Below are 14,804 nucleotides of genomic sequence, written 5' to 3'. Positions count from 1 at the left end.
ATCTTGGCTCCATTTTTTAATATTTAAGATTGTATTCGTAAACTAATGCTGGTTCTTTACCGACCCGTGTAAAGTTATTTAAGTTATTAATTGCTGTCATTTCATTATCGCTTAATACAAAATCATAAATATTTATATTTTGTTTAATTCGTGCTTCGTGAACTGATTTTGGAATAAAAGCAACGCCACTTTGGAGATGCCAACGAAGGACGATTTGGGCTGCGGATTTATTATGCTTAGCGGCAATTTGGTTTAACGTTGGATTATCAAGGATGGTACCACGCCCAAGAGGACTCCATGCCTGGGTCACAATATTGTGTTCTTTATCGTACTGGACTAATGGCTGTTGGTTTAGACGCGGATGCCGTTCAATTTGATTAATAACCGGCATTTCTTGTGCTTGTGTAGCAAGGTATTGAAGGTGAATCATTTGATAGTTGCTTACGCCGATTGAACGAGTTAATCCTTCTTTTTTTAATTCCTCTAGAGCTGCCCAGGTATCAAAGAAAGCTCGTTCAATTGGCCAGTGAATAAGAAGAAGATTAACATAATCAAGCTTTAACTTTTGGAGTGAGTCCTTGATGGAAGTAATTGTCTGCTTAAATCCTTGATTGGGCTCGGATACTTTAGTAGTAATAAAAAGTTCTTCACGTGGCAGGTTAAGTTCTTTAAGTGCATTACCAACTTCTGCTTCGTTTTTATATAACTGTGCTGTGTCAAAAAGGCGGTATCCCGCATCGTAGGCATATTTAATCGCTGACGTAATCGTACTTTGATCTGTGATTTTATATAAGCCGAATCCTTCTTGCGGCATTGATTGACCATCTGCGAGTACTAGTTGCTTTACTTTGTTATTCATTTGTCTTCTCCTTTGTAGTGAGTGGGGCGGTTGATTGTCCCTTGATAATCTTTGGTGTATAGACTTTTGATTCAACTTCTTCGCCAGCAATCATTTTTAGGATCATTTTACCAGCATCTTCCCCCAGTTGACGTTTGGGATGATTAGCTGTCGTAAGGCTAGGAGAAATGATTTGCGCCATTTCATAGTTATCAAAACCAATTACTGAGATATCGTTTGGTACTTCTTTTCCCTGCTTATGGAGGTGACTAATAATTCTTGTTGCTAGCTGATCGTTATAGCAGGCAATGGCAGTGATTTCCTGGTTGCTATTGAGCATCATATCAACCTTTTTTATGATATTTTCATAGGGGTCGCTTGACTGATACATGATAACGTTTGAGCTTGTAGTCGGAATATTATTATCTTGGTATGCCTTAATCATTCCTGCCATTCGATCGACACCTTGCTGGTCATTTATTTGAAATACGCCAAGGATATTAGTGTGCCCGAGTTCAAAAAGGTAGTTCACCAGTTCTTCTTCTGCTTCGCGGTCTTTTGTTAGCAAGGACGGAAACTCAAAACCTGGATAAGTAGAGTGAAAGAGAATTGTTGGAATTTTATACTTTTGAACTTGGCGATATAGGTCTAAGTTTGGATTAGGCATAGCACTTTCGGTTGGTTCGATAATTAAGCCGGCAATTTGAAGATCAAGCATATTTAAGATTGTTTGCCGTTCCCTATTATGGTCATTAAGAGTATTACCAACAATCATTGAATAGCCTTGTTCAGTGACGATACTGTCGATGCCAGAAATAATTGGCGGGAAGATATAGTCAGCAATATGAGTACTAATAACCCCGATTATTTTATTCTTTTCGTTTTTTGTCCAGTCGCGTTGCCAATCCTGAACAAACATTCCGCCACCTTGAATTCGATAGATATAGTGTTCGTTTTCAAGGTCGCCGACAGCCCGTCGAATAGTATAGCGGGAGACATTAAAACGTTTCATTAGGGCACTTTCAGTTGGTAATTTTTCATTAATTTTATATTTTCCGTCAATGATTTCATTCCGTAAAGTTTGTTTTACTGTTTCATATTTCACTTCCAATGCTTTGCGCTCCCATCTTAATAGAATTAACTTTAAATATATAAAAAATGCTTCATATAATTAGCGAAATGCTAACGTTTATGAGGCATTTGATTGATTTTATCTTGATATTTAGAACCGACGCTTCTTTGGATTTTCGATTTGCTTGTTATCCAAATCGGTCCGTACTACTAAAACATCACAAATAGCTGTCCGAGTAACAAATTCAGTAACTGAACCAATTAAAATTCGTTCAACAGCGTTTAGTCCAGTAGCACCAATCATGATTAAGTCAGCACCCATTTCTTTTGGCACATCCCGTGCAATAATTGTCTTAGGAGCACCATATTCAATTGAGTAGCTAGCGTTTGCAACACCGTGTTCTTTAGCATAATCAATGTACTTATCTAAAGTCTTCTTTGCAGTTTCTGTAACCTGCTCAACCATTGAAGTATCAAAACTGGAGATATTTTGGAATGCACGGGTGTCAACAACGTGAAGCAAACGTAATTCAGTGTCTGTACCGTTACGCTTTGCAACAGCAACAGCCTTCTTAAAAGCTAATTCAGCTTCTTTGGAACCGTCGACTGGAACTAAAATGTGTTTATATTCTTGTGCCATAATTTTAGTGCCCTCCTGAAATCTTTATATTATATACTTATTATACACTTTTTCACTATTGAGCGTAAAGCACCAGTGAAACATTACTTTCGGTGATTTACGCGAAGATCAGCAGTAATCGCAAACGCCATTAATGTCTCGCAGACACAGCCGATAATTACCATAACAACAAGGAAACCGGTACTATTGGTCCATCCCGCGATGACACATAAGATCCCGACAATTGTCATAACAATTCCCCAGTTTTTTAGTTGGGGAGCCAAGTACTTGCTTTTATTTGGATCAAAAACAAGAAATGGCTTGTGGACATGAGTTAAAAGGAAAATTCCTTCAAAAAGAGCGATGAGGCCGAATAGCGTCATTAGCAGTGATAACAACATAAAAAATCTATCCTATCTATAATAAAATTAAAAATGGCGTGGTAGTAAGTTTGCCTACTATCACGCCACCGAATATGTACGAAAACTCCGTTGGTGCCGTTAATTGTCATTCAGTGTTGACCTGTGTTTAAGACAGGTGGGACACGGCTGCCTAATATTCAACTACCAAGTGTAAAGGCATGTTGTCCAAAAGGCGATGCACTAGTCCCAAAGTAATAAGACTGTAAGGCAAACCTGCGTTTAGACAACGCGTACACTACAGAATTTTCACCTTTATAATAGCATTTTTACTTGATTGGTGCAATTATTTGCGCGGGTGATGCTGACCGCGTAAAGTTTGTTGTTGCGCTTTTCGTATTTGCCAATATTGGCGCCCTAGGCTTGTTTCAAAACGACCGTTACTTTTAGGCTGGTAGTATTGAGCGTCCTTAATTCGGTCAGGCAAATATTGCTGGGCTACCCAATCATGGGGATGGTCATGTGGAAAGTCGTAATCAATCCCGTGCCCTAACTTAGCAGCTCCCTTATAGTGGGCATCCTTAAGGTGGGCAGGGACATCGCCAAAACCGCCTTGACGGACTTGCGCAAGGGCTTCATCAATTGCGTTAATTCCTGAATTAGATTTTGGCGAAAGACATAGCTCTATTACAGCATCAGCAAGTGGAATTCGTGCTTCCGGAAAACCAACTCTTTCTGCGGTTTGGACTGCCGTGACAGCTCGTTGTACAGCAGGCATATTGGCAAGTCCAATGTCTTCATAGGCAGTTACCATTAGACGGCGTGCGATAACGGTAAGGTCGCCGGCTTCAATTAATCGTGCCAGGTAATGAAGTGCAGCATCTGTATCTGAACCGCGGATTGACTTCTGAAATGCCGAAATAACATCATAGTGAGCATCGCCGTCTTTATCAGCAGCCAAGGACTTTTTTTGGACACTTTCTTCAATGATCGGTAGTGTAAGATGAATCTTGCCATCTTCACTTGGATCAGTTGATTTAGCAGCGAGTTCCAAACCGTTTAACGCGCTACGAAGGTCGCCATTCGTTGCTGCAACTAGTTGATTTTCCGCATTCTCTTCTAAAATTAGTGGTAAATTGCCTAAGCCACGCTCTTTATCGACTAATGCACGGTGGATTGCAATCTTCATTTCATCTACCGAAAGAGGATGGACAGGGAAAATTTGCGTTCGACTGCGGATTGCCGGATTAATACTAATATACGGGTTCTCTGTTGTTGCGCCGATTAAAATAATCCGTCCGTTTTCTAGGTGCGGTAAAAGGAAGTCTTGCTTCACCTTATCTAAACGGTGGATTTCATCGAGTAACAATATTACAGTTCCGCTCATTTTGGCTTCTTCAGCAACAATTTGTAAATCTTTTTTCGTATCCGTTGCTGCGTTTAGTTTCCTAAAGGCATATTTGGTTGACCCGGCAATAGCACTAGCAATACTTGTTTTACCTGTTCCCGGTGGTCCATATAAAATCATTGAAGAAAGCATTTTTGCTTTAACCATGCGTGAAATAATTTTTCCCGGGCCGACAAGGTGTTCTTGACCGACCACTTCGTCTAATGTTCGGGGACGCATTCGATAAGCAAGTGGTTGCTGCATATGTTATCCACGATCCTTTCTGTGAAAAAGGCGCTGAAAAAAGCTTTGATGCTGGTCAACATTTTTTTCATTGTTGTCACTGTTTGTATCCTTTAAGTTTGGGTATCTTTTTTGAACGTCTACTGGTGATTGGTATACAGCAGTTTTGGTGGCAATTACAATTGCTAATGATTCCGGATCGGTTTTATATTCGGGATCAGTCTTTAGTGTAAAGTGAGCATTGGCCTTGGCTGCTGCTTGAATATATGGATGAATTTCATCATGCGGGAGATTGCCGTTGATGAAAATAAGGTCACCGATGCCACGATTTACTTCTGTGGTTAGTGCCGATGTCCAATCTTGTTCTCTTAATTCTTGAATACTGATTGTTAAACAGACGCGTTCACGGAATGTTCCGAGGTATTTTCGCTGTTCATCAGGCTTGATTTTCGGCGTACCATAGACAGCATTGTCGATTCGTTGCTGAGTAGCACTTTTTTCTTGTTCAGCCATATTGAATGCCTCCTTATCATGCAATTGTAACATGAAATCTAGGAAACTATATTTCTTGATAATATTATAATTTTTGTTATATCATGACTAGTGAAGGAGTAAAAGTATCGGCTAATGTATAAGGAAAGTGATTATTATGTTTAGTGCAGTATTTTGGGTTTTAGCATTTTGGTTTATTGTCAATTTGGTTTGGACGATTGCACGCCTTAATAATCGAATGATGTCAAAAACATTTGCTTGGATTAATGTAGTTGCCGTCATAATTGGTTTTTGGACGTTTTACGCTGCAAGTAACGGTGGCGGGGGAGTTACTCCTTGGTTCCGCCTGATTAATTGGACTAACATTGTTCTTGCAATCTTTCAATTTTATAACGGATATCGTCCACACCAATATAGTAAGAAATCATAATTAATGTAAGTAAAAACGAGGCTAGAAAAAATTCCTAGTCTCGCCTTTTTATTTTACAATTTCACAGAATTCAATTGTTTCACTATTTGGTCCTTCAATATTAAAGAACTTAATTCCCTTATCCCAGAAGTCAAGGTGTTGAACTTCACTATCCTTTAGCTTAAAACCTTCTGCCTTTGCAGCCTTGAAAGCAGCGTCAGCGTCACTGGTGTTAAGGGAGATGTGGTTGATAGCACCAGTTTTGTGAACTGCACCATCACCAGTCCAGATTTCTAAGGTAAGGTGACCATAATGCATGAATACTACTTCATTGCCTTGATCATCGGTATCAAATTCACCGAGTTTCTTAAATCCGAGCTTTTCCCAAAAAGTGATTGTTTTTGCCATGTCATCAGTTGGAATACCAATGTGTTGAATGTCGTCAAAGTAACCTGCTAAACTCTTATTAAATGCCATAATAATTCACTCCTGTATAATTTTAATTACCGATATCAAGTGCTTGGTGCTTTAACTTAGGGAAGATAAAGCGGTCTGCCCAGCCAGTGATTGCCCCTTGGAAGGCAAGGGCAAACAATGTTCCTAGTCCAAAGTTATAAATCCCGCCCTGCATGAAAGCAGCAATGATTGCCATAACTGTCGGTGGAATGTATGATAACCACATCGCAACTGTTGCGTTACCATGACAATAACGGAAACGGATAATTTGGAAAAGGTCATCAGCCGGGTGCAGCACGAGGTTAACCCGCTGATAAATTGAAATGGCGGTTCCGATGAAAGCAACCCCTAAGAAGTTAATGAAAACATATAGGATAATCATCGGTAAAGTTGTGGCGTCTGGCATGATTCGGTTAAAAATGTCAGAGAACCATTGAATAAAAATAGAAAATGGCAACATGAAAATAAAATTACCACCAATTCGGCGCCAGTCCCACTTATGCATTAAAATCGCGTTTAGGACAGAAGTTAACATCCCTAAGACCATGAAAGCCCAGAAAAGGGTCATTGAATTATTTCCTAAAACGGCAATCCCTAGGTTGTTTTCTGCAGCGGTCCAATAAGCGGAACCAAGAAATTGTGGGTGAACGTGTGAACTTGTAACAAGTGTTAAAACGTTCCCCATTGAGTTAATAACAATTGACAGTGCAAAGTATGCCCAACTACTAGTTAGCGAAATCGTTCGTTCGGCAACTTGACCTTGTACTGGAACTTTTTCCTGTTCCATTCATATTCTCCCTTCTAACTTGACCAATTATCTGGTGAAGTTATTCACTTTCTCTCTACGATGAACTAATTTACAACCAACAAAATAGCTTGTCAAGCGCTTTATAAGTTGAAATAACGGGATTTGTACTATACCAAAATTATTGAAACGATTTACTGAAAACGCCATCATTAAATGGGCGCAGGAAACATAAATCTAATTAGACCAATTAGCTGAAAAAGCTTACAAAAAATTCTTGAAAGGGTGATATATGTGAAGATAATTATTTCTCCAGCTCGAACGATGCAGGTTGATACAGATTCCTTACCTTATAAAAACTTACCAAAATTTATTCACCAAACTGAAGAGATTTTGGCATGGATGAGGAGCTTGTCTTATGATGAGCTGCACAAGGTATGGGGAAATTGTAGTACGCGTCTAGCAATGAAAAACTATCGTTGGCTCCAACAGATGGATCTTCACCAAAATTTAACACCGGCAATTATTGCCTTTACGGGGCTGCAGTATCAATATATGGCACCAAGTGTTTTTTCAGAAGACGGATTGAAATATGTTGAGGATAACTTACGGATTTTATCCGGCTTTTACGGTATACTGAGCCCATTTGATGGAATAGTTCCCTATCGATTAGGGATGGGGGATGCGGCAACAGTTAATGACGATAAGAACCTTTATCAATTTTGGGGCGATCAGCTATATCATGAGCTTTACCAAAATAATGATTTAGTGATTGACCTAGCATCTGTTGAATATGAAAAGGCAATTATGCCTTATATGCAATCGCATGATCGACTTATAAAATGTGTTTTTGGCGAGGTGGTTGATGGCAAAGTAAAACAAAAAGCAACGTTAGCGAAAATGGCTCGTGGCAACATGGTTCGGTATTTAGCAGAAAATCAGGTTAAAACAATTGAGGAACTAAAACTTTTTAATATCGGTGGCTATCGCTTTCGGGAGGATCTTTCTAGTGACTCAAAATTGATTTTTGAATCACCCGCAAGCATCTAACAATGTTCGTATTTTGGTAGATAATCAGCTGCGATTAACACGCTTTTTATATTTATTTTAGTAAAAAGCGAATATCTATCTTGATAAAGAGATGAATATATGCAATAATCGCACTATCATATTTATTTGAGGTGGATAACTTGGAAGAAACACGAACAATAAGCTTCTTGGATAGTACTTTTCATTTGACTGAGAATAACACGAACATTAAACGCGAAAGTTTAGCCGGATTGACAACATTCGTTTCTATGGCTTACATTCTTTTTGTTAATCCTAGTGTTCTAGGAGCGGCTGGAATGGATAAGGGAGCGGTTTTTACGGCCACTGCCTTATCAGCAATTATTGGCTGTCTATTGATGGGAATTTTGGCTAACTATCCGATTGCAATTGCACCGGGGTTAGGTGATAATGCCTTTTTCACCTATTCAGTTGTCTTAGCAATGGGAATCCCGTGGCAAAAGGCAATGGCGGGAGTATTTGTTGCCTCTGTTTTATTTACGATTCTATCTTTTCTTAAGGTTCGGGAAATTGTAATTAACGCTATTCCTAAAGATTTGAAATATGCAATGGCTGCTGGAATTGGAATATTTATTTCTTTTGTTGGCTTACAGGGCGGCGGAATCATTGTTTCAAGTAAATCATCGTTGGTTGAATTAGGGTCACTGACTGTTCCGACTACCTGGATTACAATTTTTGGCGTGTTTTTAATTGCTATTTTGATGGTGAAAAAAGTTCCAGGTGCAATTTTTATCGGTTTAGTAGCAACAACAATGTTAGGGTTGGTGACTGGTTTAGTAAAAATGCCTACCCATGTTATGTCAGTTGCGCCAAGTATGGCACCAACATTTGGTGTAGGAATTAAGTTTTTGCCAACGATGGCTGATCCTAAAATGTGGGCGGTAGTTTTAATTTTCTTATTGGTTGCTTTCTTTGATACTGCAGGAACCCTAGTTGGTTTAGCACAAGAGGCCGGATTAATGAAAGACAATAAGATGCCGCGTATTGGCCGTGCATTAATGGCTGATTCGTTGTCAATGCTTGGCGGAGCAGTGATGGGAACAACCCCAACTTCTGCATATGTTGAATCATCAGCTGGAATTGCAGTCGGTGGAAAGACTGGTTTGACAGCAATCGTAACTGGATTATTGTTTGTGTTGAGCATGGCCTTCTCACCAATGTTAGAAGTAGTTACGACTCAGGTAACATCAGCAGCTCTAATTGTTGTAGGGGTACTAATGGTTTCAGCGCTTAAGGATATTAAATGGGATAAGTTCGAGATTGCCCTTCCATCATTTCTAGTTGTAATTGGTATTCCGCTGACTTATAACATCTCGTACGGAATTGCGTTTGGCTTTTTAACCTACCCAATTTTGATGCTTGCTGCAGGTCGGCGAAAAGAGATTAGTGCTGTAATGTGGATAATGTTTATTGTCTTTATCGCATTATTATTTGTTTTGAATATTTTACCGAAATAATAAGAAAACTACTTACTCGCTTTTAAAACGTTGTAAGTAGTTTTTTCTTATTAGTTAATTTTTAATTGGGAAAGCTAGTTATTAAAATTTTGAACGTAATCTTGAACTTCTCTTAAATAGATTGCTTTTTGCTCGTTGCTAATCCAGCTGGTTTCAAATGAGTTGCAAGCAAGAGTAACAATTTGTTCTTTGGTTAAGTGGTATTTATTTGCAATTGCATAGTAGTTATCAGCAATATAACCGCCGAAGTAGGCAGGGTCATCAGAATGAATTGAAATCTTAACGCCCTTATTCAACAGTTCGATAACCTCCGTACCCTTCATATCTGCATTTAAGAAGGTGTTAGAAAGGGGGCATGAGGTAAGCCCAATTTTTCTTTTAGCCGCAAGTTCCACGAGGTCGGGGTCTTCAACAATATTTGTCCCGTGGTCAATACGATCTACACAAATTATTTCTAATAATTGCTGAATATGTTCGATTGAATCCTTTTGATCGGGATCGGCGTGCGCAGTGAGGTGAAAACCTTGTGCACTAGCTTCAGTAAATTGATTATAAAATTTCATTGGCGGATTATTGTGTTCATCAGAATCCAACCCAACGCCGATAATCTTATCCTTGTAGTTTAGTGCCTCTTCAAGGGTGCTTTGCGCGGAATCCCGAGAAAAATCACGGAGAAAACACATGATCAATTGAGCATCGATGTTTAATGCCCGGGCATCAACAGTTGCACGATATAATCCGTTAATAACCGTGCTGAAACTAATGCCACGGCTAGTATGCGCTTGGGGATCAAAGAAGATTTCTACATGGCGAACGTTATTTTTAACTGCTCGGTGGAGGTAATCCATTGCTAAGTCATAGAAATCCTGTTCTGTTTGTAGCACGTTCATTGCGGCATAATAAACCTTAAGAAAAGAAGAAAGACTATTATAGTTATACATTTTCTTCATTTCATCAATAGTTGAATATCCGGTATCAATATGATTACGTTGTGCTAGTTTGAATCGTAAAGAAGGGGTTAGGGTCCCTTCAATATGGACGTGGAGTTCGGCTTTTGGTAAATTACGGGTAAATTCAGGGGAAACTGTGGTTGACATTTATTGAACCTCCTAATATTTTAGGCAATTTTACCACAAAAAAAGAGGATTGGAAGAACCAATCCTCTTGGAGATAACAAGCAAGTTAATCTTACTTGTTGTAGAATTCAACGATGAGGGCTTCATCGATATCAGCGTTCATATCTTCACGTGCTGGAATGCGGTTAAGCTTACCTTCAAGCTTGTCGGCATCAAAGTCAACGTATGAAGGACGAGAAACAACAGCTTCCACAGCGTTCTTGATAATGTCTAAGTTCTTGGACTTGTCGCGAACGGCAATAACTTGACCAACCTTAACTTCGTATGATGGGATATCAACACGCTTGCCATCAACAGTAATGTGACCGTGGTTAACTAATTGACGAGCTTGACGACGAGTAGTAGCCAAGCCGAGACGGTAAACCATGTTATCAAGACGACGTTCAAGCAATGCCATGAAGTTAGCACCGTGAGTACCTTCCTTGATCTTACCGGCACGAACGAAAAGGTTTGAGAATTGACGTTCAGTCATACCGTACATAAAACGTAGCTTTTGCTTTTCACGTAATTGTGTACCGTATTCTGAAAGCTTACCGCGACGATCACGACCGTGGTCACCAGGAGCGTAAGCCCGACGTGCTAATTCTTTACCAGTACCTGAAAGTGAAACGCCAAGACGACGTGAAACACGCCAGCTTGGACCAGTGTAACGAGACATAAATAAATTCCTCCAATAATTTTAGTTGGAGTAAAATAATCCGATTGTGAGCTTGACATTCGTGCAGGCTGATTTGAATTTTTCACCCTAGCAGCCGGGTTACTAAAAACACCATCTGGCACCAGTCTGTTGACGAGCTTGCCCCTCACTGCTGCATTATTTTACACAAAAACTAGTTTACAACGAATTGCCAGTATTAGTCAATCGTTTTTACAAGGACCTGGCAAAATTCTTCTAATTCATTAGCAAGCGTACTATTAAATCGTTTCTTGATAGGGGAATCCAGATCTAATACGCCAAGCAACTGGTCACCTTTTAGCAATGGAATGACCAATTCCGACTTGGCGGCACTATCACAAGCAATATACCCTTTAAATTGCTGGACGTCATCAACGATTAGGGTTTGTCGTTGTGCAGCAGCAGTACCGCACACCCCGTTACCAATTTTGATATGCATACAAGCAACCTTGCCTTGAAAAGGACCAAGGACCAGTTCGTCATCTGCTTTGCTAAATAGGTAGAAACCTGCCCAATTGATGTCGGTAAGACTTTGCATTAATAGGGCACTAGCATTTGCAAGGTTAGCAATAAGATTATGTTCACCAGTTAGGAGACTTGCTAATTGTTTATTTAATAATGATTTTTCTGACATAATTTTTCCTTCTTTCTAAGCAGTGTAACTGTGGTATGCTATAATTTTGAATAGGATTATACGGCTAATTGTTGTGCAATAGCAATAAACAATAAAAAGTAGTAGGTGGAAAAAGTGGTTTTTCAAGTATTGATTGGTATTTTAATTATTGTAGTGGCAATTTTAATTTGTGTGTATCTTTATCAACGTCATGTTGTAAAACAGATTAATGACTTAATGGCAAGTGAAAAGAAATTAACCGATCAAAAAATAGGACAGCAAATTAAAAACGTCGAAGAGATGCAGTTAATCGGTGATGCTAAGAAGCAGTTCGAAACGATAAAGAATAAGTACGAAAAACAATTGCGGCCAGCAATTACGGCTTTTAATAAACGAGCTCCACAGTTGTTAGCCGACACACGGTCAAGTAAATTGCTGACGATTAATACGCAAATTCGCGATATGCAAGCTGATTTAGCAAAATTAACAGCATCTCTTCAGCAATTGCAAAAAGAACTACAGCATTTACGTCAACAACAGCATACGCATAAACAGGCAGTTGAACAAATAAAAAATAAATATCGGCAATTCCATCGGCAATTAAATGAAAAAAGCTTTGAATATGGCGGTAGCGAAGAAAAATTAAATAACCGTTTAAACGAATTGGAAGAGCAATTTGCAAAATTTACTGATCTTACTAATAAAGGTGATATTGAAGCTGCCCAAGAAATTCTGGTTAGTTTACAAGCTGAAAATTCTAAATTTGAACAACAGCTTAAAAGGATCCCCGAACTTTATAAGCCAATTGCAACTGAGTTTCCAGAACAATTAGCTGAATTAAAAAACGGCTATGAGACCCTTATAAAACAAAATTATCACTTTACAGAAAAAAATATTGATAAGCAAATTGAACAATTACAATCAAAACTGGATGAAACAATTGAACAGCTTAACGATTTACAGTTAGATATCGTTGAACAATCTAATAAAGATCTTAGCGAACAAATTGATTACTTATACGGAGTAATGCAAAAAGAAATTGATGCTAAGAATGAAGCTGTCCACCTAATTGGCGTAATGAAGGACTTCACGCAACATGCACAACGGCAAAATGATGAACTGGGAGTAGAGTTGGACCGGCTAAGTTTAAACTATACTCTTACCAACCATGAGCAAGAAACTGTTCGGGAATTAGGCGAGCAGATTAAAGCGATTATTAAACAGTATCGTGATGATGCCGAAGCAATTGCTAACAACAAGGCTGTCTATAGTCAAGTTCTTGATCGTCAAAAATCTAACCAAAAGAATTTGACAGAGATTGAAAAAAGTCAAGAAAAGCTTAATGACGAGGTCGCTAAGTTGCAAACTGATGAACAGCGTGCTCGGCAGATGCTGCAAAAGTATTCGACAGAAATTCGGACAATCCATCGCCAGGTTGAGCAGTTAAATCTTCCTGGCTTACCAAAGGATTATTTAGATTACTTCTTTGGTGTAAGTGATGAGATTAAAAAATTAGCTGATGAATTGAATGAATATAAAATTAATATGGATGAAATTACTAAACAGTTAATTATTGTGGAATCCGATATTGATACGCTGAATGACAAAACTGATATCTTAAGGGATAGCGCAGAACTCACGGAACGTTTCCAACAATATGCCAATCGTTTTAGTGACAATGAGAAGATCGCGGCAGCAGCTAAAAAATCTCAGAAACTCTTTGATCAGTTCAACTATACAGCTAGTTTAGAAGCAATTGCGACGGTTTTAGAAGAAGTAGAGCCTGGCAGTTACAAGCGGATTGAAGATAGTTATTATCGCGAAATTGGTAAAAATTAGAGAAAGCGGATAGGGCAGAATAGAACTTCTATTTGTCACTATCCGTTTTTCTTAATTGAATGATGCTAATAATTAATGATGAACGGGTGATTTTCTGTTATAATATACAACCGTTTTAAGAAGAGTCGAAATCTTCAACAGTAGCCTATCCTTAACTGTTGAATTTTAATCAGAGTGGGTGCTCATTTGCAGCTATTCTGTGTACTATTTTAGAAAGGAAATTAGTATGATCTATTTTGATAATAGTGCAACGACAAAAATATTACCTGAAGTTTTGTCAACATATGAGACTGTTAGTCAAAAGATTTGGGGGAATCCTAGTAGTTTGCATAACTTTGGTGAAAATGCATGGAACCTTCAAGAACAAGCACGCCAACAAATCGCTAAATTACTAGGTGTTAAGCCAAGTGAAATTATTTTTACTAGTGGCGGTTCTGAGGGTGATAATTGGGTAATTAAAGGAACGGCAATGGCTAAGCATCGTTTCGGCAAGCATATTATTACGACAAGTGTGGAACATGCCGCGGTAAAAAATGCGATGGAACAGCTTAAGGACCTCGGTTTCGATATTACCTACCTTCCTGTTGATAAGCAGGGAAGAATTAATCCAGCAGACGTAAAAGCAGCAATTCGTCCAGATACTATCCTTGTATCGATTATGGCGGTTAATAACGAAATTGGTACGATTCAACCAATTAAAGAAGTTGGTGAGATTCTCAAGGATTACCCTAACATTCACTTCATGGTTGATGCTGTGCAAGCCATTGGTAAAGGATTAGATGATCAAGTATTTAGTGATCGTGTCGATTTTGCTACTTTTTCTGGTCATAAATTCCATGCTCCCCGCGGAACAGGTTTTGTTTACTTTAAATCTGGACGTAAACTAGAACCGTTAATTGCTGGTGGCGGTCAAGAGCGGACACTACGAAGCGGGACTGAGAATACACCCGGAAATGTGGCGATGGCAAAGGCAATCCGATTGGTAAAAGAAAATGAAGATAGCGCGGTTAAACGTGAACAAGCAATCAAAGAACGAATTTATGATCATTTGAGTAAGTTTGACCATGTTAAGTTAATTTCTGGACGGGATGAAGGATTTGCTTCTCATGTGTTATGCTTTGCAATTGTAGGTGTTCGTGGCGAAACAATTGTTCATGCATTTGAAGATAAGGATATTTATATTTCAACGACTAGTGCTTGCTCATCTAAAAAACATTCGGAGGCAGGAACACTAGCTGCAATGAAAGTCCCAGAAAATGTTGCGACGAGTGCTGTTCGGATTAGTCTGGGCGACCAAAACACCCTTGAAGAAGCTGACCAGTTTAATAAGACTTTTGACGAATTATATGCTGGTTTCAAAAAGATTATTGAATAGGTTGAGAAAGGAGGACGTAAC

The 14,804-nt window shown here is 38.9% G+C and carries 16 protein-coding genes and 1 other RNA gene; 5 read left to right on the top strand and 12 right to left on the bottom strand.

Annotation, left to right across the window (positions count from 1 at the left end):
• Positions 1 to 16: 16 nt before the first annotated feature.
• The 7 genes from H5S41_RS07965 to H5S41_RS07940 all read right to left on the bottom strand — a co-directional run bounded on the left by H5S41_RS07965 (position 17) and on the right by H5S41_RS07940 (position 5,030).
• The gene (locus tag H5S41_RS07965; RefSeq protein WP_182602902.1) at positions 17 to 859 is read right to left on the bottom strand and encodes an aldo/keto reductase; all 843 of its coding nucleotides are present in this window, start codon (positions 857 to 859) and stop codon (positions 17 to 19) included.
• The gene (locus H5S41_RS07960; protein WP_182597434.1) at positions 852 to 1,949 is read right to left on the bottom strand and encodes a GntR family transcriptional regulator; all 1,098 of its coding nucleotides are present in this window, start codon (positions 1,947 to 1,949) and stop codon (positions 852 to 854) included. Before H5S41_RS07960 ends, H5S41_RS07965 begins: the two co-directional genes overlap by 8 nt.
• A 111-nt stretch (positions 1,950 to 2,060) precedes the next feature.
• The gene (locus H5S41_RS07955) at positions 2,061 to 2,549 is read right to left on the bottom strand and encodes a universal stress protein (RefSeq protein ID WP_153710191.1); all 489 of its coding nucleotides are present in this window, start codon (positions 2,547 to 2,549) and stop codon (positions 2,061 to 2,063) included.
• Positions 2,550 to 2,632: 83 nt separating this feature from the next.
• Positions 2,633 to 2,929, bottom strand: coding sequence for a DUF7144 family membrane protein (locus H5S41_RS07950; protein WP_182602901.1), 297 nt, complete (start codon positions 2,927 to 2,929; stop codon positions 2,633 to 2,635).
• 80 nt (positions 2,930 to 3,009) lie between these two features.
• A non-coding RNA gene (gene ssrS, locus H5S41_RS12210) (6S RNA) lies at positions 3,010 to 3,197 on the bottom strand.
• A 36-nt stretch (positions 3,198 to 3,233) separates the two neighbouring features.
• Positions 3,234 to 4,538, bottom strand: a complete 1,305-nt coding sequence (locus H5S41_RS07945; protein WP_182602900.1) for a replication-associated recombination protein A — start codon at positions 4,536 to 4,538, stop codon at positions 3,234 to 3,236.
• A 3-nt stretch (positions 4,539 to 4,541) separates the two neighbouring features.
• Positions 4,542 to 5,030 carry a YueI family protein gene (locus tag H5S41_RS07940; RefSeq protein ID WP_182602899.1) on the bottom strand — a complete coding sequence of 163 codons (489 nt, stop codon included), beginning with the start codon at positions 5,028 to 5,030 and terminating at the stop codon, positions 4,542 to 4,544.
• A 136-nt stretch (positions 5,031 to 5,166) separates the two neighbouring features.
• On the opposite strand from H5S41_RS07940, the gene H5S41_RS07935 reads away from it, so the two are divergent.
• Complete coding sequence (locus H5S41_RS07935) at positions 5,167 to 5,439, top strand: hypothetical protein (RefSeq protein WP_153710195.1); 273 nt, start codon at positions 5,167 to 5,169, stop codon at positions 5,437 to 5,439.
• A gap of 48 nt (positions 5,440 to 5,487) precedes the next feature.
• Here the strand turns inward: H5S41_RS07935 and H5S41_RS07930 are convergent, their stop codons facing one another.
• Positions 5,488 to 5,895, bottom strand: a complete 408-nt coding sequence (locus H5S41_RS07930; RefSeq protein WP_182602898.1) for a VOC family protein — start codon at positions 5,893 to 5,895, stop codon at positions 5,488 to 5,490.
• Positions 5,896 to 5,917: 22 nt separating this feature from the next.
• The gene (locus tag H5S41_RS07925; protein WP_182602897.1) at positions 5,918 to 6,661 is read right to left on the bottom strand and encodes a DUF6198 family protein; all 744 of its coding nucleotides are present in this window, start codon (positions 6,659 to 6,661) and stop codon (positions 5,918 to 5,920) included.
• Between the two features lie 252 nt (positions 6,662 to 6,913).
• Here H5S41_RS07925 and yaaA point away from each other — a divergent pair, with 252 nt between their 5' ends.
• Both yaaA and H5S41_RS07915 read left to right on the top strand, forming a co-directional pair.
• A complete protein-coding gene (yaaA, locus tag H5S41_RS07920) occupies positions 6,914 to 7,669 on the top strand; it encodes a peroxide stress protein YaaA (protein WP_182602896.1) in 756 nt (251 codons plus the stop codon).
• Between the two features lie 140 nt (positions 7,670 to 7,809).
• The gene (locus H5S41_RS07915) at positions 7,810 to 9,144 is read left to right on the top strand and encodes an NCS2 family permease (RefSeq protein WP_182602895.1); all 1,335 of its coding nucleotides are present in this window, start codon (positions 7,810 to 7,812) and stop codon (positions 9,142 to 9,144) included.
• Between the two features lie 74 nt (positions 9,145 to 9,218).
• Here the strand turns inward: H5S41_RS07915 and add are convergent, their stop codons facing one another.
• The 3 genes from add to msrC form a co-directional block, all read right to left on the bottom strand.
• A complete protein-coding gene (gene add, locus H5S41_RS07910) occupies positions 9,219 to 10,241 on the bottom strand; it encodes an adenosine deaminase (protein WP_182602894.1) in 1,023 nt (340 codons plus the stop codon).
• A gap of 91 nt (positions 10,242 to 10,332) precedes the next feature.
• Positions 10,333 to 10,938 carry a 30S ribosomal protein S4 gene (rpsD, locus tag H5S41_RS07905; protein WP_153710199.1) on the bottom strand — a complete coding sequence of 202 codons (606 nt, stop codon included), beginning with the start codon at positions 10,936 to 10,938 and terminating at the stop codon, positions 10,333 to 10,335.
• 196 nt (positions 10,939 to 11,134) lie between these two features.
• Positions 11,135 to 11,590 carry a free L-methionine (R)-S-oxide reductase MsrC gene (gene msrC, locus H5S41_RS07900; RefSeq protein ID WP_182602893.1) on the bottom strand — a complete coding sequence of 152 codons (456 nt, stop codon included), beginning with the start codon at positions 11,588 to 11,590 and terminating at the stop codon, positions 11,135 to 11,137.
• Positions 11,591 to 11,704: 114 nt separating this feature from the next.
• Here msrC and ezrA point away from each other — a divergent pair, with 114 nt between their 5' ends.
• Together ezrA and H5S41_RS07890 are read left to right on the top strand one after the other, a co-directional pair.
• Entirely contained in the window at positions 11,705 to 13,408 is a 1,704-nt protein-coding gene (ezrA, locus tag H5S41_RS07895) for a septation ring formation regulator EzrA (protein WP_310740916.1), read from the top strand.
• A 226-nt stretch (positions 13,409 to 13,634) separates the two neighbouring features.
• Complete coding sequence (locus tag H5S41_RS07890; RefSeq protein ID WP_182597425.1) at positions 13,635 to 14,783, top strand: cysteine desulfurase family protein; 1,149 nt, start codon at positions 13,635 to 13,637, stop codon at positions 14,781 to 14,783.
• Positions 14,784 to 14,804: the final 21 nt, after the last annotated feature.

The organism is Limosilactobacillus albertensis (assembly GCF_014145555.1).
GTDB lineage: Bacteria > Bacillota > Bacilli > Lactobacillales > Lactobacillaceae > Limosilactobacillus > Limosilactobacillus albertensis.
This window is presented reverse-complemented; position numbering and strand designations above follow the sequence as displayed.

What these genes read in the sequence shown, in the direction of transcription:
- H5S41_RS07965 (WP_182602902.1), bottom strand. Translation starts at nt 859, where the DNA reads ATGAATAACAAAGTAAAGCAACTAGTACTCGCAGATGGTCAATCAATG.
- H5S41_RS07955 (WP_153710191.1), bottom strand. Translation starts at nt 2,549, where the DNA reads ATGGCACAAGAATATAAACACATTTTAGTTCCAGTCGACGGTTCCAAA.
- H5S41_RS07950 (WP_182602901.1), bottom strand. Translation starts at nt 2,929, where the DNA reads ATGTTGTTATCACTGCTAATGACGCTATTCGGCCTCATCGCTCTTTTT.
- H5S41_RS07945 (WP_182602900.1), bottom strand. Translation starts at nt 4,538, where the DNA reads ATGCAGCAACCACTTGCTTATCGAATGCGTCCCCGAACATTAGACGAA.
- H5S41_RS07940 (WP_182602899.1), bottom strand. Translation starts at nt 5,030, where the DNA reads ATGGCTGAACAAGAAAAAAGTGCTACTCAGCAACGAATCGACAATGCT.
- H5S41_RS07935 (WP_153710195.1), top strand. Translation starts at nt 5,167, where the DNA reads ATGTTTAGTGCAGTATTTTGGGTTTTAGCATTTTGGTTTATTGTCAAT.
- H5S41_RS07930 (WP_182602898.1), bottom strand. Translation starts at nt 5,895, where the DNA reads ATGGCATTTAATAAGAGTTTAGCAGGTTACTTTGACGACATTCAACAC.
- H5S41_RS07925 (WP_182602897.1), bottom strand. Translation starts at nt 6,661, where the DNA reads ATGGAACAGGAAAAAGTTCCAGTACAAGGTCAAGTTGCCGAACGAACG.
- add (WP_182602894.1), bottom strand. Translation starts at nt 10,241, where the DNA reads ATGTCAACCACAGTTTCCCCTGAATTTACCCGTAATTTACCAAAAGCC.
- rpsD (WP_153710199.1), bottom strand. Translation starts at nt 10,938, where the DNA reads ATGTCTCGTTACACTGGTCCAAGCTGGCGTGTTTCACGTCGTCTTGGC.
- msrC (WP_182602893.1), bottom strand. Translation starts at nt 11,590, where the DNA reads ATGTCAGAAAAATCATTATTAAATAAACAATTAGCAAGTCTCCTAACT.
- H5S41_RS07890 (WP_182597425.1), top strand. Translation starts at nt 13,635, where the DNA reads ATGATCTATTTTGATAATAGTGCAACGACAAAAATATTACCTGAAGTT.